Origin of the sequence: Marinobacter sp. NP-4(2019) (genome assembly GCF_003994855.1) — a bacterium.
In the GTDB taxonomy this organism is placed as follows: Bacteria; Pseudomonadota; Gammaproteobacteria; order Pseudomonadales; family Oleiphilaceae; genus Marinobacter.
Genome location: NZ_CP034142.1, coordinates 437,692 through 458,449 on the forward strand (window position 1 = coordinate 437,692; position 20,758 = coordinate 458,449).

A 20,758-nucleotide genomic window follows, 5' to 3' on the forward strand; every position below is an offset into this window, starting at 1 on the left:
GGCGGAATGGCTACCCGGATTGACCAGGAATACCAGGATCTGAAAAAGCGGGTCCATTATTTTCTGGTGGAGCGTCTGGACGAAGAGGGCGTGGAAGTCGGCAAGTCTGGTCGTGACACCCTGTATGGGTTCATCCAGGACAACGTGCAGAGTTTTGTTGCCCAGCATCGGATGCCGTTGTCCGCCCAGGATCTGAATCTGCTGACCCGTGAAACCTTTGACGAGGTGGCAGGATTCGGCCCCCTGGAACCACTTCTCTCGGACGAAACCGTCAATGACATACTGGTCAACGGACCCAGGGATGTGTTTATTGAGGTCTCAGGTGTGTTGCAACGGGCCCAGACACGATTTATCGACGACGATCACGTTACCCGGGTCATTCGCCGCATTCTGGCCCCGCTGGGGCGTCGGCTGGACGAGTCCAGCCCGATGGTGGATGCCCGGCTGCCGGATGGCTCCCGCGTAAACGCCATTATCCCGCCGGTTGCCCTGGATGGTCCTTCCATCAGTATCCGGAAATTTACCCAGAAGCACCTGACTGCCCAGGATCTGGTGAACAGTGGATCCATGACGTCCCGGTGTTTGGATGTCCTGACGAATCTTGTCGAAACCCGCCGTAATATCCTGATTAGTGGCGGTACGGGAACCGGTAAAACCACTATTCTCAACTTGCTCAGCCAGTATATTCCCCGAGATGAACGGGTTGTGACCATTGAGGACTCTGCCGAGCTACAGCTGAATCATCCCCATATCGTGCGCCTGGAAACCCGACCGGCCAACACCGAGGGTACTGGCAAGATCACCGCCCGCGATCTGGTGATCAACGCACTGCGAATGCGGCCTGACCGTATTATTCTCGGCGAAGTGCGGTCCGGGGAGATCATTGAACTGTTGCAAGCCATGAACACTGGCCACGAAGGTTCCATGAGCACGATTCACTCCAACAGTGCCAAGGATGCACTGGTCCGGATTGAAACCCTGCTGGCGGTGAATGGGTATGATGCTGGCGAGCGGGCCATTGGCCGGTTGATCGGTTCATCACTGGACGTCATTGTCCAGTTGTCCAGACTACCCAATGGTCGCCGGTTTATCAGTGAAGTGGTGGCGATGAAGTCCACACCGGACGATCCATACAAGATGGAAACACTGTATCGGGCGGAACGGGAAGACCATAGCGACATGGAACCACTGACCGGGGAGTCTCCAGGGTGAATAGCCACGTCTGGTTTGCGGGTGCGCTGCTGGTCGGGCTGCTTGCAGTGCTGTTGCTCATGGTGCAATTGGGATGGGGGCTGTGGCAAAGCCAGCGACGGATTACCCGCAGTATCACGGCCCGGCTGAATTCAGCCCGTGAGGTGGCCGGGCCTGGTGGCGCCAGGGTGGACCTTGGTCCCCTTGAGAGGCTGTTGGTCCAGGCGGATATCCGCTGGAGCATGCGACGTCTGGTGATGTTGTCCCTGTTGTTGTTGGGGGCGCTGGCGTTCATCGCCCTGTCCCGGGGTGTGGTGGTATTGCTGGTGGTCTTATTTTTTACCGTGACAGCAATCGGGGTCTGGTGGCGCATGCGGTTCCAGAAACAGCGCCAGACCATCCATGAAGAACTCCCGGGTGTTGTGGATGCGGTGTTGAGAAACATTGACGCAGGTCGTTCCCTGGAGCATTCCCTTATCACGGCGTTTGATGAATCATCGCCGGTGTTCAGTCCACTGGTTTTCCGGCTGCGCAACGCCGTGGAGGCGGGCCGTGAATACACTCGCCTGTTTGAGGATTTCGCAGACCTGTACAAGGTTCCCGCCATGGTTCTGGTTGCTATAGCCCTGCGGACGACATCACGGTTTGGTTCGTCAATCCGCCCTGTGCTCGAGCAGGTGTCCACGTCCCTGAGGTCGCAACAGGCCATGCGACGGGAATTCCTGGCGGCCAGTGCGGAAACCCGTTTTACCGCCATTACGTTCGCAGTCCTGCCTCCCGCTCTGGCAGCGTTTATGGTGCTGGTCAATGAAGAGTACTCAGATGTGTTACTGAACACACCTACTGGTCATTCACTGTTACTCACAGCGGGAACTCTCCAGGTGCTGGGTATGGTGGTGATCTGGCGGATGATCCAGGGGGTGGGGCGTGGTTGATACCTGGTTCCTGTTATCTGCCGCGGCGGCTCTTTTTGCGTTGTGGATGGCCGGCTACATGGCGCCACGCTGGGCGCTCAAGGCCCGCATTCATGATCGCCTGAAGAATCGGGGCGCTGGTGTAAGTGGCGATGAGGAAATGACCAACTTCCTCGCGGAACTGGGGGAAAGCTTTACCAGCCTGTCGTCGATTCAGGGCGATTATGAGGACATGGAGGCCGCGTTGGAAACCACGGGGCGCAATCGTCAGCAAAGCCAGGCGACCTACATGGCTCTGTGTTGGTTCCTGCCGCTGGTTGTAATTGCGTTGGGTTTTGTTTTGGCCGGTCCCATTGTCGGTATGATCATTGCCGCCGTGGCCTTTCTGTTGCCTCGCCGTGTAATCCGGACCATGGGTGCCACTGCTGAAAAACAGCAGAACCTCGAAGCCATTGAGCTATGCCATATGACACGAATGCTGATGGAGGCAGGTCTTTCCATCGAGCGAGCCCTGAGGCTAATCGCAGTACAGGCTCGCCCAGTCATGCCCCACCTGGCGAGTCGCCTTGACCGTTTTAACCGGGTGATGGAAAGCGGGGCGGACCGGACGGCGGCACTGGATGAACTGGGCAGGAACCGACGCATTGTGGTGTTGCGCAGTTACGTGAACCTGATGAAACAGAGCGGCACCCTTGGCGCCGGGGTCACATCAAGCCTGGACCAAATCATCAAGGAAGCTCAGCAGAAAGAGCGTAGCAACCTGAGCGAGGAAACCAACCGGATTGGCGCCAAGATGACGATTGTGATGATGGTATTCCTGCTGCCCGGATTGTTTCTGTTGATTGGCGGTCCGGCAGTGATGTCTATTTTTGAAACGATCAATCGCTAGGGTATCCGTCCATGGTGAATGACGAAAAAACAACCTGTCAGGAGACATTAATGGGAGTGTGTAAGCGTATTAGCGGGCGGGGAAGCCTACTGCTGGCAATTTCACTGGCAGTGACCGGTTGTTCGACCATGAACACAAGTACCGTGGAAGAGCCGCAGCTCCAGGTCAGTTGCACCACCACCTTACAACCTGAACATCAACTGCAGCTGGACGCCGTTGATGCCCAGATGTCCCGCTCACAGCCCTACGCAGCCCTGGCAAAGCTGGAGAGTGAAGGTCTCGCTACCGAGCAGCATTGGGTCAGGCGCGGGCAGTTGCTGGCCTCGACCAATCAGGTTGCCGAAGCACAAGAGGTGTTCCAGGCGCTGGCCACACAATGCGGTTCGGCGATGGGGCATCATGGCTTGGGGCTGGTTTACCTGAAGCGGGGCAAACTGAAGGAAGGCACGCGTGAATTGAGAAAAGCCCGGGAACTGGCTCCGTCGTCCTCTGATATCCGCAACGACTATGGCTATGCGCTGTTGCTGACTGGTGGCTACTACGATGCCGTTTTCGAACTGAGAACGGCTTTCGAGCTGGCCGATGGACAGGGTGCAGTGCGTCAGAACCTGGCGGCAGGCTATTTCATTACCAACGACCGTTCCGGGCTGGCGATGCTAAAGCACAAGTACGATTTGTCCAGGGACGAAGTCGCCCATGCTGAAAAACTGGCTGCCCGGATCAGGAGGTCCAGATGAGAAAGATGCTGCCCATACTTCTGCTGCTTGTGCCGATATCCGTACTTGGCCAGGATCGGCCTGAACACGGCCTGTCCAACTCGGTTGTTACCCCGGAGAAAGTGCCAGAGGTCCGACAAAGGCTCGACCGGCAGGTGAACAGGGGTGAGCCTGAGGCAAGTGAGCTGTCAGTGCAGTCCTATGCCGACAGCCAGGAACGAATCGCCGAAACGTTCCGGCGTGCCATTCCCGACAAGATAGCGGAGTCATCCCGTGATGAGGATTAAGAGCGTGGGTCAGCAACGTGGGGTTCTTATTTTCATTACCCCGCTGGTTGTGACCGTGATCGTTCTGATGATGGTGCTGGCCGTCGATGGTGCCCGTTTGCTGGTGTTGCAGTCGGAAATGCAGAATCAGGTTAATGCCGCTGCCAGTGCGGCTGCTGACGGTGCCCAGGCCTGTGGTGGCCCGGATATTACCATGTCGACTATGACTGACAGAGCGCTGGCCGCAGCCCAGACTGCTGGTTACGATGGTGAGGGCGCGCTGGAAGTCTTGCCCGGCGTATTGGAGTCGACGGAAGAAAATACCGATTTGGTTTTCCGCAGTGTTCCGGAAACAGCCCTCAATCGCAGCAACGGTGTCCGGGTATCCATGACCCGTGAGGAACCGATTTCAAGGCTGATGCCCGGCGGCCTTATTGGCAACATCACTCTTGAGACTTCCGCCGCCGTGCGCAAGGAAGTGAACGCCACCATCAGCGCCGCTGGCTCCGCAGCAGATGTTGAGGAGGGACTGTTGGGGGAGTTGGTAGGTGCGGTTCTCGGTGATCCGTCCTACAGCCTGAGCCCCACCCAACTGGACAGCCTTGAAGATACCCTGGTGAATGTCGGCGATCTGCTGGAGCAGATGGGAGTTGCCGATGTGGCGGATCTGGTCGACGAACCTCTCATTGACCTGCTGACCGGAGTGACCAGTCTTGTCGGCGGGTCCGCCCAGCCAGTTGGCATGGTGGTGGATGACCTGACGGCTGCGGCCGGTATCAGTGGCCTTTATGTAAGTGATGTACTTGAGGTGGTTGAGGGGGCGGGTGTACCGGCGAATGCCAGTTTCCCGGTCTATGACCTGGTGATCAGCACCGTTATGAACAGTGCCCGGGTATTGAGTGATTCCGGGTCGCTCCTGACTCTAAATCTGCAAACGTCGGAGTCTACACTGTTGCAGACCCTGACCAGTTCAATCGGTGAAATTGCTGATCTGGATGTGACGCTTGGACTACATGTCGCGGAGCCGCCGAAAATCGTCTACGGCCCGGCTCGTCAAGATACAGGCGGTGAGTGGGTGACCCGATTCCGTTCTGCGGATATCAGTTTGGAAGCCGTTGCGACAGCCGGGTTGAGTGAAGGTGGCGTCAACAGCCTGATTTCGACATTATCTCTCGGTCTGATCGATTTCGAGCTCCTGGACGATATAGTCATTCCGCTGGCGGTTCAGGCTGGTGGTGGTAGGGGCAGCTTTGTCTCAGGCGATTGTGCGAGTGGGGGCAATGAAAATGATGTCACTCTCGGCTTTGATCTGATAGATACGGCAGTTGATATTGAGACAGGTTGGATTGATCCGGATAGCGGTACTGTTGACCCGGATCTTATCCGAGCGGAAATCTTGAATATCAACTTGCTCGGGGTTCCAGTGGCTAAACTTTGTGCCAATATCGGATTGGATGTCGACCTGTATAGTGAGGAGGATGCCCCGTCGGTTATTGAAAACTATCCCCTTCAATGCGTGAATGATGACTGCGCCAATCGGGAAACGACCTCCGATGGTTCTGCGGAGAACTTCAGTTCCGATGTGGCCGTGACGTCATTCGAGCTTTCGTGTGACAGCAGCAGTGATCTGAACACACTGATGACCGCACTTCTCGACCCTATCACTGGTGTGGTGAATGAGATCGTTGAAGGTGTGGTGGCCCCCCTGTTGGCAGCACTCGGCGTGAATCCCGGCAACATGTCGGTGACGGTCGTGAATGCTAACCAAAACACAACACAACTTATTGAAAATGTGTCTATAGTGGAATAGTAAATCCAGTTCCAGGCAAGGATGGCAAAACACGTGGATTCTACAGTATCGGATTACTGGGCATTATTTTCAGAGAATGCGCCAGCAGTTGCTTTTCCTGTTGTGACGGCCGCGTTGGCGGCGTTGCTGGTTGTTTCTCTGTTGAGGTACCGGCGACTGGATCGCCACGTGCAGGGGCTCAGTGCCGAGATGGGGTCCGCTAACCGCTCCCTGCGTAATGCGGATCGGGACCTTCGTACCCTCTTTGACCAGTCCGCCATTGCGGTGATGCTGCTGGACAGTTCGAGTAAATCGGTCCTCTACGCCAACGAAACCGCCATGACAGCGTTTGGTGTGCGGACAGAAGAACAGCTCACAACTGACGTGATGCAGAAACCCGATGCTTGGCCCGCTGCCCCGTTTAGCCTGCTGGATTTTGAAGAGACTATTTTCAAGGCCGGCCGTTCCGGCCTGCAGAAATTCGAATGGTATTTTGAGCCCGCCGGCCGCCGCCCGGTCTGGCTGGACAGTTCACTTTCCCTGATTTCCTACAAGAGTGGACAGGCATTGATGTTCACCGGCGTGAATATCACCGACCGCAAACACGCAGAAAGAGCCGATTACTTCCGCCATAAGGCCATGACATCCATGGCTAATGACAATAGCCTGCATATTACGCTCGACCATCTTGCTGCGATGGCGGAATCCCGTATGCCCGGCGCGCGTTGCGGCGTGATGGTTCATGATGGAGAGCGTGCCCGCCTGCGATGGGTGGGGGGGAGATCCGTGCCTGTCCCCTTCCGTGAAGCAATGGATGGCCTGCCCGTCGCTTTTGGTGCCGCCAGCAGTGGTACAGCGGTGTTTATCCGCGGGCGTGTGGTGACCCGGGATATACGCACTGATGATCGTTGGGGCCGCCATCGTGACGCCGCCGAGTCGGCGGGGCTACGGGCCTGCTGGTCAGAGCCGGTTATCGGTAGTAGTGGGGAGTTACTGGGTACGTTTGATGTCTATCACGAACAGCCCTGGACACCAGGGGACGACGACATTGACGCCCTCACGGACCCCATCGCAATCACCAGTCTCGCCATTGAAAGGCACCAGGCCAAAGGCCAGTTGGAACACATGGTGCTCTCTGAGCAGATGGTGCGGAAAATCAGTACCGATTTGCTGACCCTCGATCCGGAAGAAACCGACGAAGGCATCACCAGCACCTGCCGGGCGTTGGGGGATTTTTACCGCGCGGACCGGGTGTTTCTGTGCCAGATCGAGGACGCCAGTCAGCAGGTCTGGATCAGCCACGAATGGGCAGGGGTGGGTTTTGGTGCGCTGTGCCCGGAGACCACCAGGAAGTATCCGGTTATTCCGGGCAGCCTGAACAAGGTCTTCGAGGGTAAGCCAAGTGTGGTCTTCTCGGCGGACAACGAGATTCCCCCGCAATTGGAGTTTCTGCAGGAATTGCTGGCCCTGAAAGGTCAGCAATCGGTTTTGCTTGCCATGGTGCATCGCGGTGACAGAATGGCGGGCATACTGGGCATTCAGATGACATCGGCTGTGAATCCCTGGACGCCCCAGCGGTCCCAGACAGCGGAACTGATGGCGAATTTGTTCGGCAGTGCACTGAATCGCAGCCAGTTGATGCATTCACTGACCTACCAGGCGGTACACGATCAGTTAACCGGGCTCTACAATCGCCACAAGATCGAAAGCTTCATGGATCAGGAAGTGGCACGTTGCAGCCGTTATGGCAGCACCTTCTCGGTCATCATCTTTGATCTGGATCACTTCAAGTCCATCAATGACCGCTTTGGTCATAATGAGGGGGATGCTGTGCTGTCCAGCGTGTCTTCCCTGGTCAACGGCGGTATTCGCGAGTCCGAAATTGCGGGTCGCTGGGGAGGCGAGGAGTTCCTGATCATCCTGCCGGAGACGCCCCTGGACAGTGCTGTTCCGGTTGCTGATCGCTTGCGGGGGAGTATTGAAAGTTACCGTTTCTCTATTCCGGAGCCGGTCACCATCAGCGTTGGCGTTGCAGCGTTTCGCCCTGGAGATACGCCCCATGAAATCATTCAGCGTGCGGACGCGGCCTTGTACAGCGCGAAGGAATCCGGTCGGAATTGCGTGAAACAGTCCTTTTAACGGATACGGTCATCTACACTGAGTGAATAGCGTAGTACCGAACCTGTTAACGTATCCGAAAGGAGTCTGAAAGTGATTAAATCCCGTGCTGCGGTGGCGTTTGCGCCTAATAAACCGCTGGAAATTGTAGAAGTGGATGTTGCCCCGCCCAAAAAAGGGGAAGTGCTGGTACGGATTGTTGCCACCGGCGTGTGCCATACCGATGCCTACACGCTTTCCGGTGCCGACTCTGAAGGTAACTTCCCGGCCATTCTGGGCCACGAAGGCGGCGGCATTGTCGAGGCCGTCGGCGAAGGTGTGACCTCGGTGGAAGTGGGTGACCATGTCATTCCCCTGTACACGGCCGAATGCGGCAAGTGTAAATTCTGTACCTCCGGTAAGACCAACCTGTGCGGTGCCGTACGCGAGACCCAGGGTAAGGGAGTGATGCCCGACGGAACCTCCCGTTTCTCTTACAAAGGTGAGCCCATTTACCACTATATGGGTTGCTCGACGTTCTCCGAATACACTGTGTTGCCGGAAGTTTCCCTGGCGAAGATTCCCAAAGAAGCACCGCTGGACAAGGTCTGCCTGCTGGGTTGCGGTGTCACCACCGGTATTGGTGCCGTGTTGAATACCGCGAAAGTGGAAGAGGGCGCCACGGTCGCCATATTCGGCCTCGGTGGTATCGGTCTGGCCGCCATCATTGGCGCAACCATGGCGAAAGCGAGCCGCATTATTGCCATCGACATCAACCCCGGAAAGTTCGATATCGCCAGACAGCTGGGCGCCACCGATGTGGTTAACCCAAAGGACTATGACAGGCCGATCCAGGAAGTCATCATTGAAATGACCGACGGTGGCGTGGACTACTCCTTCGAGTGCATCGGCAACGTGGATGTGATGCGTTCTGCCCTGGAGTGCTGCCACAAGGGCTGGGGCGAATCCATCATTATCGGTGTGGCCGGTGCCGGTGAGGAAATCCGTACCCGCCCATTCCAGTTGGTCACCGGTCGGGTCTGGAAGGGCTCCGCGTTTGGTGGCGTCAAGGGTCGTACGGAACTGCCGGGTTATGTGGAAAAGGCCGAGAAAGGTGAGATCCCGCTGGATGTGTTTATCACCCACAACCTGCCACTTGAAGAGATCAATGAGGCGTTTACGTTGATGCATGAGGGCAAGAGTATCCGGTCGGTGATTCACTTCTGAGCCGGTAACTCTGTATATCCTGGAGTTCCCCTTTTGTTCAGCCATAAAAAACCCGCCAACTGGCGGGTTTTTTATGGCCGGATGACTGACGTTAGATTTACAAAAGCTGCAGCAGACCTAGCAGGTCATTCAGCAACGAAGTGTCGTCCAGTTGATCCGGATTGAGCAGATCGGCAAGTGGACCGAGGGGGCTATCGTCACCCAGTATGCTATCCGGATCCAGATGCGTTATCAGTTCACCCACCAGCGGCAGTGAGTCGAGATTGCTATGGTCGGGGTTCAATGCCAGCAGCTCCTGGACCAGGTCGCCAAGAACCGGGATGGAAGTCAATTGCTCACCATCCAGATTGGATGGGTCCAGCAGCAGGATCAGGTCTCCAAGCAGTGGAAGCTGATCAGCGCCACCCTCAGGGAAGCCATTGGGGAAGTCGTCTGGCAATGCCGCAAGGATATCACCGACCAGGGGCAGGGTTGCGGGATCAAACTCAAATCCTTCTGGCAGCTGCAGCATGTCAGCCAGTTCTTGCAGTCGTGCAGGATCCAGCGAGATGTCTTCCAGATTCAACAGATCACCAATCAGCGGCAGGTCTTCCGGTGACAGCGGAACATCACCGCCGGGCCCTGAGTGTTCGAGCAGCAGGTCAAACAAGGAGCCGCCAAGGTTGAGCAGGCCCTTTTCACCGATGATGGTTTGAGTGCCGGTCAGGACATCCACTGAAGCCAGTCCGCCCAGGTCGACACCCAGCAGGGACCCTTCGAGCAGGCCCAGATCGACGAGTGACTTACCGTCGTCCAGTGTGAACAGGTCACCTACAAGCGGAATCGCGTTGAATCCTTCCAGTACCATCAACAGGGCATCTTCGGCCTGGGCAGGCAGCGGAATGCTGCTGTCGTCCACCAAACGGAACTCGACACCAAGTCCATCGTCAGTGGGGAATAGCTGGCCACCCAGAGCCTCTGACAGTTCCTGTGGCAGGTTATTGAAGTCACCGGAGGCGAAGGTTTCCGCCATGGCCTGAATCAGCGCGGGAACCTGCTCCGGGTTACCACCGGTAAAGGCGTCGGCCAGACTCTGGAGTTGTGTTACATCCAGACCCAGGTCCAGACCCAGCGTGCAGTCCGCCGACGGATCCGTCGTGGTGACGGATTTCGGGTCACAAACCGCGACCAGAACAGACGAGTATTCGGTGAAGTCTGTGTCATTCAGGGTAGTGATATCGCCGCTATACAGTGCGCCGGTGAGCAGGTCTTCCACCAGCGGAATTTGCAGGATCAGCGCATTATCGACACTGTTCAGGCCATCCTCGGAATCACCGAACTCGAGGGCGGACAATAGGGTTCCGCCAAGGGTGTGCAAACCCTCAACCAGAACGGTGCTGTCAAAACCGTCTGTGGACTGGGCAGACTGAGGCTCTGACAACAGAGTATCGTCCAGCAGGACAACCAGACCGCCAGTGCGGAAGGTATAGGTTGCTTCCGATTCAAGGGTGTTTCCGGCAAGGTCCGTGATTGAGATCTTGGCGGTGATCTCGTAGTAAGTCTGGAAATCCAGGTTGTTGTCGGGATTGAACTCAATCGAGTTGCCAACCGGATTAATCACGCCGTCGACAGTGGCAACCGGATTGCCGTTCTCGTCGATCTCGGTCAGGGTAAAGTTGTTCGCGTTAACTGACTGAGGGTCGATCTCTTCATCGAATTCGACATAGATGTTGGAGTCGACCGGTGCGAGGGTTTCACCGTCCTCAGGTGAGGAGGCAACTGCGGATGGCCCCTGGCTATCCAACTGTTCGCCTGTCGTGAATGCGGAAGAGTTATTCTCAACCATATTCTTGACCAGATCACCTTCTCCATCACAAAGAGCCCGTAGGTCCGTTGTAGCGGTAATCTGATAGTTGGTATTGGCAAGCAGGCTACCATCTGGGTTGATGACAACTGCTCGGCCGAGAGTGTTATAGCTTGCGGGTACCACAGTCGCATTGCCATTAATGGTCAATGGCAGGGAGTTCTGACTGACCGTTGCCGCATCAACATCGGCGTTGAAGGTCACCCGAATACTGCGATTGAGCTCAACGTTCCGCTCGCCATCCGCAGGCACGAATTCGGACACTTCAAACACGGTGCTATCGGAGGTGCAGAACGTTTCCTGGTCACCACCAACGTTGCTGTCATTGCCGCCATCGTTGGAAGACGTATTTTCAGCCGGTATCCGCGGATCGCTGGGTCCACTGCCGCCACCGCCGCAGCCGGCGATCAGAAGGGAGAGGGCGGTGACGCCGATGCCCAGATGAGTTTTGAGATTAGCCATGTTGAGCCCCTTATTGTTTTTTCATTATTTCGGTGTGTTTGCCCGTGAGGATGGCCTCCACACGCCGGTTTTTGGCGCGGCCCTCATCGGTTGTGTTGTCGGCAATGGGCTGGGATTCACCCATCCCCGTCGTAGAGATGCGTTCAGAACCGATGTTGAACTCCTGAACCAGTACCTTCATGACCGAGTCAGCACGGCTCTGGGACAGGTTCTGGTTGTAACTGGCGCTGCCGGTGCTGTCGGTGTGACCTTCAAGTAGAATCCGGCTGGTCGGATACTGGGTCATCAAGTCCGCCAGTTTGCCGATGTCGTCGAAGTACTCCGGCTTCACGTCCGTGCCGTCAAGGTCGAACTCGACGTACAGGGTTTCCTTGATCTCGCGGGTGAGTTCCTTGGCGCAGCCATCGGCGTCCACCAGGGCACCCTGAGGGGTATTCGGGCACAGGTCTCGTGGATCGGGTACACCATCACCGTCGGAGTCGGCTGGCGGGGCCACCGGCTCGGGGCGTTCCGGCATCTGGTTCTTGGGAGGTTGTGGGTATGAACGGTTGAAGAGGAACTGAACGCCGGCAAATACCTGGCCGTCGACATAGCCATCTTCCAGTTCGGTGCGCGCTCGTGCGCCGGCTTCAAATACGAAGCGGTCACTCATCATGCGCTGGAAACCACCTTCCAGGTACAGTGCGTCTTCCGTTTTGGAGCTTGGCGCACCGTCTACATCAATATCGGTATAGCTGTAGCCCAGGCCGGCAAAAGGACGCCAGCCACCGAGTCGGAATTTGCCGGGATGGATGCGCCCGGCCAGTGAGCCTCGCAAAATATCGGTATCGATATCCGTTGAACGGGTTTCCGCGTCGCCGTAAGTAAAGGCTCCCATCAGGGTGAAGTTCGGGTTGAACTGATGGCCCAGAGTGAGGCCGTATTCCGGATAATTTGCGAGGTTATCGATATTGGAGGATTTGTTTTTGGAGTTGCCAGAGTCAACGTAGCTGACCTCGGCGCCGATGAAACTGTATGAGAGGGGGAAATGCGTCGTGTCAGCGTGCGCCCAGTTGATGGGGAGCGCTGCGCATCCCGCAAGAAGGAGTTTAGGTAGTTGAGTCATGGAAGTGTGATCCCTTTCACGCTATTGGTTATTGTCTGTCGCCCGAAGCGTCCTTGACGTGCAATACTTTGGGTATATTCCAGAAATGTTTCTGAATGTTTCTTTTTGTTAATAGTTCGGAAAATACGTTAATGGCCCACAATGCAGCATTGGCCCATTAGCCGGGAAATGCGGTCAGATTGACCAATTTTTGTTGCGGCAAGCGATTGATTTTACATTGATTTACATTTTGGCGTGGCACGGCGAGCGTGAGTTCAGCGATCCGTTAGCTTGATCTCAATCCGCCGATTCTTCTGCAGGGCCTCAGGCGATGTGCCGTCAGCAACGGGGAAAAACTCCCCAAAGCCGGCAGCAACCATGCGTCTTTCCGGGACGCCCTGATCTGCGAGGTAGCGAACGACCGCAACCGCCCGGGCGGTGGACAGCTCCCAGTTGGATGGGAACTGTGGCGTGTTGATGGGAATCACGTCGGTATGACCGTCGATTCGCAGAATCCAGTCAATGTCCTCCGGGATGCGATCGACCACATCGAGTAACACCTCTGCCAGTTTATTCAGTTCGCGCTGTCCGGCCTCACCAAGCTGCGCTGAGCCAGAGGCGAACAGCAGTTCCGATGGCAGCAGGAATCGGTCGCCGACTACGCGGATATTTTCGTTCTCCTCCAGAATCTTTCGTAACCGGGCAAAGAACTCCGACTGGTACTGTTCAAGTTCATTCACGCGCTCGGCCAGCAGGGTGTTGAGCCGCCGGCTGACATTCTCCAGCTCCGCCTCTTTTTCAGCCGTCTCTTGTTCCTGTAGCTTCAGGGCAGCGCTGATTTGCTTTAACTGATGCTCAAGCGCCGCGATCTGGTTGGATAGCCGCAGGATCATCGCCTGTTGGCTGGCGGAGAGTTCGTCTTTTTCTTCCAGTGCGCGATCGCGCTCTTCCACGGCCTGGCTCAGGGCGTCCAGCCGTTCGGCTTGTGCCTGGGCGTCGGCTGACTGCTGCATCAGTTGATTCCGCACACTCTCGAAACGCATCTGCAACTCTTCGTTGCGGGTAATGCTTGCCTCCAACTGGCTCTGGAGCACGGTATTCCTGTCTTTTTCCAGACCCAGCAAGCGGGAAATGTCATTCAGGCGGTCGTTGAGACGGGCCAGCTCCATGTTGCGGTCGGACAGGGTCTGGGACAGGTACAGCTGGCTGACGACGTACACCAGCAGCATAAAAATGATGAGCATCAGCAATGCGGACAGGGCATCCACATAACCCGGCCAGACATTGATGGTGCTGCGGGCGCGGCGCTTGGAACCGATCACGAATCATTACCCGATCTGTTGTCCATGGTCTTCCACGGTATCCACGAGGTTGGTGACGCTGGTCAGCCATTCTTCCAGGCCGTCATAGAAACGGTTCTGGGCGTGACCCGCCTGGATATCCATAAACCCCAGGATCAGTGACCCCCCAAGCCCCAGCAGGGACGAGCTGAACGCGGTACCCATGCCTTGTAGCGGCGTCTGCAGGCCAGCCTGAAGATCGGCGAACACGACGCCGAAGTCGTCCTGATCCATGTTGAGGTTGGTGATCACCTCGCCCACCGCGTTGATGGTGCCCAGCAATCCCCAGAAGGTGCCGAGCAACCCGAGAAAAATCAGCAGGCTGATGAAGTAGCGGGTGATTTCCCGCTGTTCGTCCATACGTGAATGAATACCATCCAGCACCGTACGCAGGGACAGCGTCGACAGGGTAAAGCGATCCCGCTTGTACTCCTCCCCCAGTTGTTTTGCCAGCGGCTTGAGCAGGCGCGGCTCCTGCAGTACCGACAGTCCGGCGTTGCCGGTACGGAACTGGGCGATCCAGCGCAGTTCGGGAAACAGGATGAAGACCTGCCGATAGGTCAGCGCGATACCGATGATCAACACACAGACGATCAGCAGGTTGAAGACCCAGTTGGCCATAAACGCTGTGGTCAGGGGCGCGTGGATGAGCGCGCACACAGCCACCACAACGGCAAGGAAAAGTGTCATCCAGAACAACGTGTGTTTTGGGTTGCTCATGTGCACCGCCTGCCTGTTTGGGAAGGTATCAAAGAACATAGCACAGGTTGGTGGCTGATGAAGGATGAGGTGCTTGCCGAACTGATCGTTGATTGATCACCTTTATTTATATAAAGTAAACGCATTAACAATAAGTAAATGAGGCGAGAGATGTTTGGTCAGTCACTGGCAGGCGCCACGATTCTCCAGGGGGCGCATCCGGAAGAGGTGTCATCGTTTGTTAACCAGCATATCGGTCAGCATCAGCTGGAAATGCTGGGCGGGGACAAACGGCAGTCCAGGCTCAGCTTCAGGGAATTTGCCGGGTTCGGTCTGTCACAGCTCAGTTACGGTAACCATGTGCGGGTCAGGAGTCCCGAGCTGGAATCCATCTACCATTTCCAGATTGTGACCCGGGGCGAGTGCGTGTGGCGCCAGCCGGGGGAGCGCATGAAAGTACGCAGCGGCCAGGCGGTGATGGTGAACCCCTATGAAAAAATCGACCTGGAATACTCCGAGGACTGCGAGAAACTGATCATCAAGATGCCCGAGCATGTGCTGAACAACGCCCGTGCCGTGGCCAATGGCCGTCTCCCCGACGGCGGTATCCGGTTCGAGCGCACGCCGGTTGATCTCAGGACATGCCCTGCAATGGTCAATATCATGGAGGCGGTGCTGTCGGAACTTGAAGAGGCGGAAGACGACGATATCAGCCTGGTGTGTACGTCCTATCGGGAGATCATTCTCAAGAAACTGCTGAAAATATTTCCCAGCAACTGGTCGGGGCAAGAGCCAGGGGCCGCATGCACGCCGGCGCTGGGTCGGGTTCTGGGGTATATCGAGCAGAACATTCGCGACAATATCGATATCGAGGAGTTGTCCTCGGTGTCCAATATGAGCGTGCGCTCCATCTATAACGCGTTTTCGAAAGCCTTCTCCACCACGCCCAAGTGCTATATCAAGCAGCTGAAGCTCCATAAGCTGCGGGAGGATCTGCTCCAGGGGAAGTGCCGGAACGTCACTGAAATTGCGCTGGATTACGGTTTCAGTCACCTGGGCCGGTTCTCGTCGGATTACCGCAAGGCTTTTGGCGAGCTACCGTCCGAAACCATGAAGATGGCTGGTTAGCTCCGGCCGTTGTCCTCTTTCTGCAGGCCACAGATCTGTCGGGTGACGCGGTCGCTGCACTCGCGGACCTTGCCGAACAGGAAGGAGCCCTCGCTGATGTCCGTGTCACGATTCAGTCCCAGCAGGGTGATAACGGTGACGATACTGCCGTTGATGTCGAATACCGGCATGCTCAGCACGTTGATTTCGGGCAGGTAATCACTGAAAAACGCACAGTATTTATCACGCCGGATTCGGTCCAGGTGCGGCTGTAATTCCTCCCGGGTTACCGGCTTTCCCCTGCTTTTCGGCAGGGTGCGGGACGTCTTGTAGAACTGATCCACCAGCTGTTTGCGACGGCTGGCAGGCAGGTGCGCCAGATAGATCCGTCCGGCGGCGGAATTCAACGGAGACAGCTCGGCACCCAGACGGACGTTGACCGAGATCGGCTGGCTGGAGTCCAGCCATTTGATCACCAGCGGACCGTTGCCGTTCCAGACGGTGACCGACACGGTTTTGTCGGTCTCTTCGTTGAGCCGGTCCACCGCCTCGTAGGACAGCTGAATCGGGTTGATCCGCCGCAACGCGGAGATCCCCAGGGTGAGGCTGGAGTTACCCAGGGTGTACTGGGTCTGGTTTACCTGGTTGATGTAGCCTTCCCGCAGCAGGCTCACCAGGTATTTGTGGGCCCGGCTCGGGGACAGCTCCAGCGCGCCGGAAAGCTCCTTCAGGGTCGGCGGTCTTGGGGCCGAGGAAATGTAATTGAGGATGTGAAGACCGATTTCCAGCGATCCGATTCCCTGTCGTTTGGGGCTTTCTTCTGCCATGGACGTTTCCATTCTGAAATGACTGGTGCTGGCAGGGGCCAGCGGAAAACAGACACCCTGGAGACGGAGGGCGTCTGCGTTCCGGTTTGCTGGCAAGGATACCAATTCTGACGGTCCGGATCAGAATTTGTACTTGGCCATCACCTCAACCTGTTGGCCTTCCGGCAATAGTGGGCCGAAGGCCAGGTTGTACTTGCGCCATTCCACGCCCACATCCAGATCCGGTGTGACGGCGTGAATCAGGTTCGCGCGGTGGGCTTCATAGTTGGTATCGGCGTTGTCATCCACTTCAACTGCCGTGTACGCCACGTTGGCGCGCCATTCACTGTTAATCACATAGCGGAAACCGACATCCACGCCGGCCTGGCTGACGGCATCGTCATCCTCTACATCCGGCGATGCCAGGCTGTTGTTGACGCCAACCCCGGTGAATGCGCCCAGACCCTCGCCGTAATGGGCGTTCAGGTTGAAGCTGTGGGGGCCGATCATGAATTTCGAGCCAATAGCGCCGCCACCGACAAAGTCGCCGTTTTCAATTTCACGACCGGAGGCGGTCAGGATGAGGCGGTGACCGCCGTCCAGGTTCAGGCTGTAGTTAACAGCAAGATCCGGTGTGTCGGCGTCGTTGTTGACCGGATCCTGTGCGGTGAAGCGGAAACCGGCCACTTCATGGCTGATCAGGTTGGTGCGGAAGTTGAAACCGCCCAGGGTGCCCCGGGGCCCTCCCAGGAAATCCAGGTAATCGTGATAGGCAACGGCCCAGAACTGACCGGTCCAGGTCTGGCCCACGGTAGTCTGGTCGATCTTGATGAAGGCGTGGCGCAGCCGCAGGTCGTTATTCTCGCCCGGGAAGGTGCCGCCGTAAAAATCGCCCTCTACGAAGCCAACGATGGTATGGCCGTGTTCCTTATTGATCGCCTTCAGGTTTACGCGGCTCTGGTTGGAGCGGCCAAAGATGCGGGAATCGCCGCCGTCCACTTTTTCGTAGACACCCTCGGCCTTGAAATAGCCACCGATGCTGAAATTGGTGGCGTTGAAAGTGCCGAGTTCGAGTGCGTGGGTTGCGGGAGCAGCGCCGAAGCCAGAAGCAATGGCCAGCGCCAGCAGTGAGTTGCGATAGTTCATGTGCCTTCTCCTTGTTGTTTGGCACTGGAACTATCGGCGATTCAGGCGGATGCAAATATCCGGTTAATGAACATTCCTATCCATTTTTTGTAGTTATTTACATCCAGTTCGTGCAACACCGTGAATTACTCGAGGTACAGGCCATGGAAACGCAGATGCTCCTCGATAAAGCTGGCAATGAAGTAGTAGCTGTGGTCGTAGCCCTCGCGCCGGTTCAGCTTCAGCGGATAACCACTTATGGCCGCGGCCGACTCAAGGGCTTCCGGGTGAAGCTGTTCCGCCAGGAAGTTATCCGCCTCCCCCTGGTCGACCAGTGCCGGTACAAATTGTCGGGCTTCCCGCATCAGCAGGCTGGCGTCGTAATTCGCCCAGCGAGCACTCTCTTTTCCCAGATAGGCGGTAAAGGCTTTTTTCCCCCAGGGGCAGTTGACTGGATTGCAGATCGGGCTGAACGCCGAGACAGACTGGTATCGTTCGGGATTGCGCAGTGCCAGCACCAGAGCCCCGTGACCGCCCATGGAATGGCCTGCGATTGAGCGCTGGTCAGTGACCGGGAAAACGGACTCTACCAGGGCCGGCAACTCGTTCAGTACATAATCGTACATCCGGTAGTGCCGGTTCCAGGGACTTTCGGTGGCATTGACATAGAAGCCCGCACCCTGGCCAAGGTCGTAACTGTCATCGTCGGCAACGCCGTCGCCCCGCGGACTGGTGTCCGGCGCCACGATAGCCAGACCCAACTCCGCCGCCACGCGGTGGGCACCGGCTTTCTGCATGAAGTTCTCATCGGTGCAGGTCAGGCCGGACAGCCAGTAAAGCACCGGTACCTTTTGCCCGCTGGCAACCTGCGGCGGCAGGTAAATCGCAAAGCGCATGGCACAGCCAAGGCTGTCAGACGGGTGACTGTATTGCTTGTGCCAGCCACCGAAGCTTTTGTTGCTGCTCAGGTTTTCAATCGTCATTGGAAACTCCGTTGACGGGCCGCCCGCCGGGGAGGGCAGGCGGCTATCAGGATCACTTGTCGAAATGGATCACGCTACGAATGCTCTTGCCTTCGTGCATCAGCTCAAACGCTTCGTTGATGTCTTCCAGCCCCATGGTGTGGGTGATGAAATCGTTGAGCTTGAATTCACCCTGCAGGTAGCGCTCGACAATGCCCGGTAACTCGGAGCGGCCCTTGACGCCGCCGAAGGCGGAGCCTTTCCAGACCCTACCGGTCACCAACTGGAACGGACGGGTGGAGATTTCCTGACCGGCGCCGGCGACACCGATGATGACGGACTCGCCCCAGCCCTTGTGGCAGCACTCCAGGGCTGAGCGCATCACGTCGACGTTGCCGATGCATTCGAAGGAATAGTCCACACCCCCATCGGTCAGCTCGACAATCACTTCCTGAATGGGTTTGTCGTAGTCCCTGGGATTGATGCAATCGGTCGCACCCAGCTGGCGCGCCAGGTCGAACTTGCTGTCGTTGATGTCGATGCCAATGATGCGGCCGGCCTTGGCCATGGTGGCGCCGATAATAGCCGACAGGCCGATGCCACCGAGCCCGAAGATGGCCACGGTAGCGCCTTCCTCCACCTTGGCGGTGTTCATGACCGCACCCATACCGGTGGTCACGCCACAGCCCAGCAGACAGACTTCTTCCAGCGGTGCTTCTTTATTCACTTTGGCCAGGGAAATTTCCGGCAGCACGGTGTACTCGGAGAACGTGGAGCAGCCCATGTAGTGATGGATGGGCTGGCCATCCTTATAGAAACGACTGGTGCCATCGGGCATCAGCCCCTTGCCCTGGGTTTCACGGATCTTGCCGCACAGGTTGGTCTTGCCGGACCGGCAGAACTTGCACTCGCCACACTCCGGCGTATACAGGGGAATGACGTGGTCACCCACCACAACACTGGTGACGCCTTCACCGACCGCTTCCACGATGCCGCCGCCTTCGTGGCCCAGGATGGCCGGGAAGTTGCCTTCCGGATCCTCACCGGAGAGGGTGAACGCATCGGTGTGACACACACCAGTGGCGATGACTTTCACCAGAACCTCGCCCGCTTGCGGGGGCATGACATCCACTTCTTCAATGGACAGTGGTTGGCCCGGGCCCCAGGCAATCGCCGCTTTCGATTTGATCATCTCAGCCATAACTCTCTCCGTTGCTAATACATGGCAGGCGGAAAGCCGCCCGACTCGTCAGGCCATTGTATTTACCTCAGACTGGTTGATAATGGAGGTTTCAGTTAAATCACTTTTACCGGTGTGTAATAATAATGGTGGAAATAAACGGCGAAGGGAGGCGGAATGTATCGTTGGGAAGGCGTGAACGAATTCGTCGCCGTGGCGGAAACGGAGAGTTTCACTCACGCCGCGAAAAGACTGGGGGTTTCGACTGCTCAGGTCAGCCGGCAGGTCAGTGCGCTTGAAGCCCGATTATCCACCCGCCTTTTCTATCGGACGACCCGACGAGTCTCCGCGACCGAGGCCGGACAGATCTACTACCAGCAGTGCCGGCAGGTGCTCGATGCCCTCGAACAGGCGGAACGCTCCATCACCAATATGCAACTGGTACCACGGGGAAAGTTGAGGCTGACGGCGCCGGTGACCTATGGCGAGAAGTCGATCGCACCCCTGGTCAACGACTTTGTCCTGCGTTACCCGGAACTCGATGTGGAAATGAACCTCACCAACCAGACACTGGACCTGGTGGCCGAAGGTTACGATCTGGCGGTGCGGTTGGGTAAGCTTGAGGACTCCAGCCTGATGGCCAGACGCCTGGGGTCCCGGACCCTGTATGTGTGTGCGTCGCCAGCCTATCTCTCGGCCCATGGCACCCCGCATTCATTGTCGGAGCTGGACCGCCATAACTGTCTACAGGGCAACCTGGATTACTGGCGCTTCCAGGAATCGGGCAAACCCCGCAACATCCGGATAAACGGTAATGTCCGTTGTGACAGCGGCCGAGCCTTGCTGGATGCAGCGCTCAAGGGCATCGGTATCGTCCAGTTGCCGGACTACTACGTGCAGCCGGCACTGGATGCCGGAACCCTGATCCCCCTTCTGACCCACTATCAGGAAGATGACGACGGTATCTGGGCGGTGTATCCCCATAACCGTCATCTGTCGCCGAAGGTGCGAATGCTGCTGGATTACTTTGTCGAGTCACTCGGCGCGACGAGCCGTTGATC

At 57.0% G+C, this 20,758-nt stretch carries 18 protein-coding genes; 10 read left to right on the plus strand and 8 right to left on the minus strand.

The genetic code is table 11. The features are described 5' to 3' along the window. Positions 1 to 6: 6 nt before the first annotated feature. From EHN06_RS01915 to EHN06_RS01950, 8 genes are all read left to right on the plus strand, one after another. Positions 7 to 1,212 (plus strand): CpaF family protein, encoded by a 1,206-nt coding sequence (locus tag EHN06_RS01915; protein WP_127329668.1) that lies wholly within the window; start codon positions 7 to 9, stop codon positions 1,210 to 1,212. Then, a complete protein-coding gene (locus EHN06_RS01920; RefSeq protein ID WP_206075710.1) occupies positions 1,209 to 2,126 on the plus strand; it encodes a type II secretion system F family protein in 918 nt (305 codons plus the stop codon). The genes EHN06_RS01915 and EHN06_RS01920 overlap by 4 nt, the downstream gene beginning before the upstream one ends. Continuing rightward, positions 2,119 to 2,994 (plus strand): type II secretion system F family protein, encoded by an 876-nt coding sequence (locus tag EHN06_RS01925; RefSeq protein WP_206075711.1) that lies wholly within the window; start codon positions 2,119 to 2,121, stop codon positions 2,992 to 2,994. The genes EHN06_RS01920 and EHN06_RS01925 overlap by 8 nt, the downstream gene beginning before the upstream one ends. Positions 2,995 to 3,122: 128 nt before the next feature. Continuing rightward, positions 3,123 to 3,731 (plus strand): hypothetical protein, encoded by a 609-nt coding sequence (locus tag EHN06_RS01930; protein ID WP_127329670.1) that lies wholly within the window; start codon positions 3,123 to 3,125, stop codon positions 3,729 to 3,731. Beyond that, the gene (locus EHN06_RS01935) at positions 3,728 to 3,997 is read left to right on the plus strand and encodes a hypothetical protein (RefSeq protein ID WP_127329672.1); all 270 of its coding nucleotides are present in this window, start codon (positions 3,728 to 3,730) and stop codon (positions 3,995 to 3,997) included. Before EHN06_RS01930 ends, EHN06_RS01935 begins: the two co-directional genes overlap by 4 nt. Beyond that, positions 3,984 to 5,786, plus strand: a complete 1,803-nt coding sequence (locus EHN06_RS01940) for a hypothetical protein (RefSeq protein WP_127329674.1) — start codon at positions 3,984 to 3,986, stop codon at positions 5,784 to 5,786. The genes EHN06_RS01935 and EHN06_RS01940 overlap by 14 nt, the downstream gene beginning before the upstream one ends. Before the next feature lie 33 nt (positions 5,787 to 5,819). Further along, complete coding sequence (locus EHN06_RS01945; RefSeq protein WP_164735573.1) at positions 5,820 to 7,904, plus strand: diguanylate cyclase; 2,085 nt, start codon at positions 5,820 to 5,822, stop codon at positions 7,902 to 7,904. A gap of 72 nt (positions 7,905 to 7,976) precedes the next feature. After that, positions 7,977 to 9,089 (plus strand): S-(hydroxymethyl)glutathione dehydrogenase/class III alcohol dehydrogenase, encoded by a 1,113-nt coding sequence (locus tag EHN06_RS01950; protein ID WP_127329678.1) that lies wholly within the window; start codon positions 7,977 to 7,979, stop codon positions 9,087 to 9,089. A 97-nt stretch (positions 9,090 to 9,186) separates the two neighbouring features. On the opposite strand, the gene EHN06_RS01955 is transcribed toward EHN06_RS01950, so the two are convergent. From EHN06_RS01955 to EHN06_RS01970, 4 genes are all read right to left on the minus strand, one after another. Continuing rightward, on the minus strand, positions 9,187 to 11,394 hold the full coding sequence (locus EHN06_RS01955) for an Ig-like domain-containing protein (RefSeq protein ID WP_127329680.1): 2,208 nt from the start codon (positions 11,392 to 11,394) through the stop codon (positions 9,187 to 9,189). A gap of 10 nt (positions 11,395 to 11,404) precedes the next feature. Further along, positions 11,405 to 12,499, minus strand: coding sequence for an OmpA family protein (locus EHN06_RS01960; RefSeq protein WP_127329682.1), 1,095 nt, complete (start codon positions 12,497 to 12,499; stop codon positions 11,405 to 11,407). Positions 12,500 to 12,753: 254 nt separating this feature from the next. Then, the gene (locus EHN06_RS01965; protein ID WP_127329684.1) at positions 12,754 to 13,800 is read right to left on the minus strand and encodes a peptidoglycan -binding protein; all 1,047 of its coding nucleotides are present in this window, start codon (positions 13,798 to 13,800) and stop codon (positions 12,754 to 12,756) included. Between the two features lie 6 nt (positions 13,801 to 13,806). Next, entirely contained in the window at positions 13,807 to 14,538 is a 732-nt protein-coding gene (locus tag EHN06_RS01970; RefSeq protein ID WP_127329686.1) for a flagellar motor protein MotA, read from the minus strand. Between the two features lie 150 nt (positions 14,539 to 14,688). On the opposite strand from EHN06_RS01970, the gene EHN06_RS01975 reads away from it, so the two are divergent. Continuing rightward, positions 14,689 to 15,645, plus strand: a complete 957-nt coding sequence (locus tag EHN06_RS01975; RefSeq protein ID WP_127329688.1) for an AraC family transcriptional regulator — start codon at positions 14,689 to 14,691, stop codon at positions 15,643 to 15,645. On the opposite strand, the gene EHN06_RS01980 is transcribed toward EHN06_RS01975, so the two are convergent. The 4 genes from EHN06_RS01980 to EHN06_RS01995 form a co-directional block, all read right to left on the minus strand. Further along, positions 15,642 to 16,451 (minus strand): IclR family transcriptional regulator, encoded by an 810-nt coding sequence (locus EHN06_RS01980; RefSeq protein WP_127329690.1) that lies wholly within the window; start codon positions 16,449 to 16,451, stop codon positions 15,642 to 15,644. The two genes, EHN06_RS01975 and EHN06_RS01980, sit on opposite strands and share 4 nt — an antisense overlap. Positions 16,452 to 16,571: 120 nt before the next feature. Next, the gene (locus EHN06_RS01985) at positions 16,572 to 17,576 is read right to left on the minus strand and encodes a porin (RefSeq protein ID WP_127329692.1); all 1,005 of its coding nucleotides are present in this window, start codon (positions 17,574 to 17,576) and stop codon (positions 16,572 to 16,574) included. A 125-nt stretch (positions 17,577 to 17,701) separates the two neighbouring features. After that, complete coding sequence (fghA, locus tag EHN06_RS01990; protein WP_127329694.1) at positions 17,702 to 18,538, minus strand: S-formylglutathione hydrolase; 837 nt, start codon at positions 18,536 to 18,538, stop codon at positions 17,702 to 17,704. Positions 18,539 to 18,590: 52 nt separating this feature from the next. Next, positions 18,591 to 19,709, minus strand: coding sequence for an S-(hydroxymethyl)glutathione dehydrogenase/class III alcohol dehydrogenase (locus EHN06_RS01995; RefSeq protein WP_228257454.1), 1,119 nt, complete (start codon positions 19,707 to 19,709; stop codon positions 18,591 to 18,593). Between the two features lie 165 nt (positions 19,710 to 19,874). Between EHN06_RS01995 and EHN06_RS02000 the strand changes: the two genes are divergently transcribed. Continuing rightward, positions 19,875 to 20,756 carry a LysR substrate-binding domain-containing protein gene (locus EHN06_RS02000; protein ID WP_127329698.1) on the plus strand — a complete coding sequence of 294 codons (882 nt, stop codon included), beginning with the start codon at positions 19,875 to 19,877 and terminating at the stop codon, positions 20,754 to 20,756. Positions 20,757 to 20,758 lie beyond the last annotated feature (2 nt).

Coding starts and splice junctions, on each gene's coding strand:
- EHN06_RS01935 (WP_127329672.1), top strand. CDS start 3,728: ATGAGAAAGATGCTGCCCATACTTCTGCTGCTTGTGCCGATATCCGTA.
- EHN06_RS01970 (WP_127329686.1), bottom strand. CDS start 14,538: ATGAGCAACCCAAAACACACGTTGTTCTGGATGACACTTTTCCTTGCC.
- EHN06_RS01985 (WP_127329692.1), bottom strand. CDS start 17,576: ATGAACTATCGCAACTCACTGCTGGCGCTGGCCATTGCTTCTGGCTTC.
- EHN06_RS02000 (WP_127329698.1), top strand. CDS start 19,875: ATGTATCGTTGGGAAGGCGTGAACGAATTCGTCGCCGTGGCGGAAACG.
- EHN06_RS01960 (WP_127329682.1), bottom strand. CDS start 12,499: ATGACTCAACTACCTAAACTCCTTCTTGCGGGATGCGCAGCGCTCCCC.
- EHN06_RS01980 (WP_127329690.1), bottom strand. CDS start 16,451: ATGGCAGAAGAAAGCCCCAAACGACAGGGAATCGGATCGCTGGAAATC.
- fghA (WP_127329694.1), bottom strand. CDS start 18,538: ATGACGATTGAAAACCTGAGCAGCAACAAAAGCTTCGGTGGCTGGCAC.
- EHN06_RS01955 (WP_127329680.1), bottom strand. CDS start 11,394: ATGGCTAATCTCAAAACTCATCTGGGCATCGGCGTCACCGCCCTCTCC.
- EHN06_RS01930 (WP_127329670.1), top strand. CDS start 3,123: ATGAACACAAGTACCGTGGAAGAGCCGCAGCTCCAGGTCAGTTGCACC.
- EHN06_RS01915 (WP_127329668.1), top strand. CDS start 7: ATGGCTACCCGGATTGACCAGGAATACCAGGATCTGAAAAAGCGGGTC.
- EHN06_RS01995 (WP_228257454.1), bottom strand. CDS start 19,709: ATGATCAAATCGAAAGCGGCGATTGCCTGGGGCCCGGGCCAACCACTG.
- EHN06_RS01975 (WP_127329688.1), top strand. CDS start 14,689: ATGTTTGGTCAGTCACTGGCAGGCGCCACGATTCTCCAGGGGGCGCAT.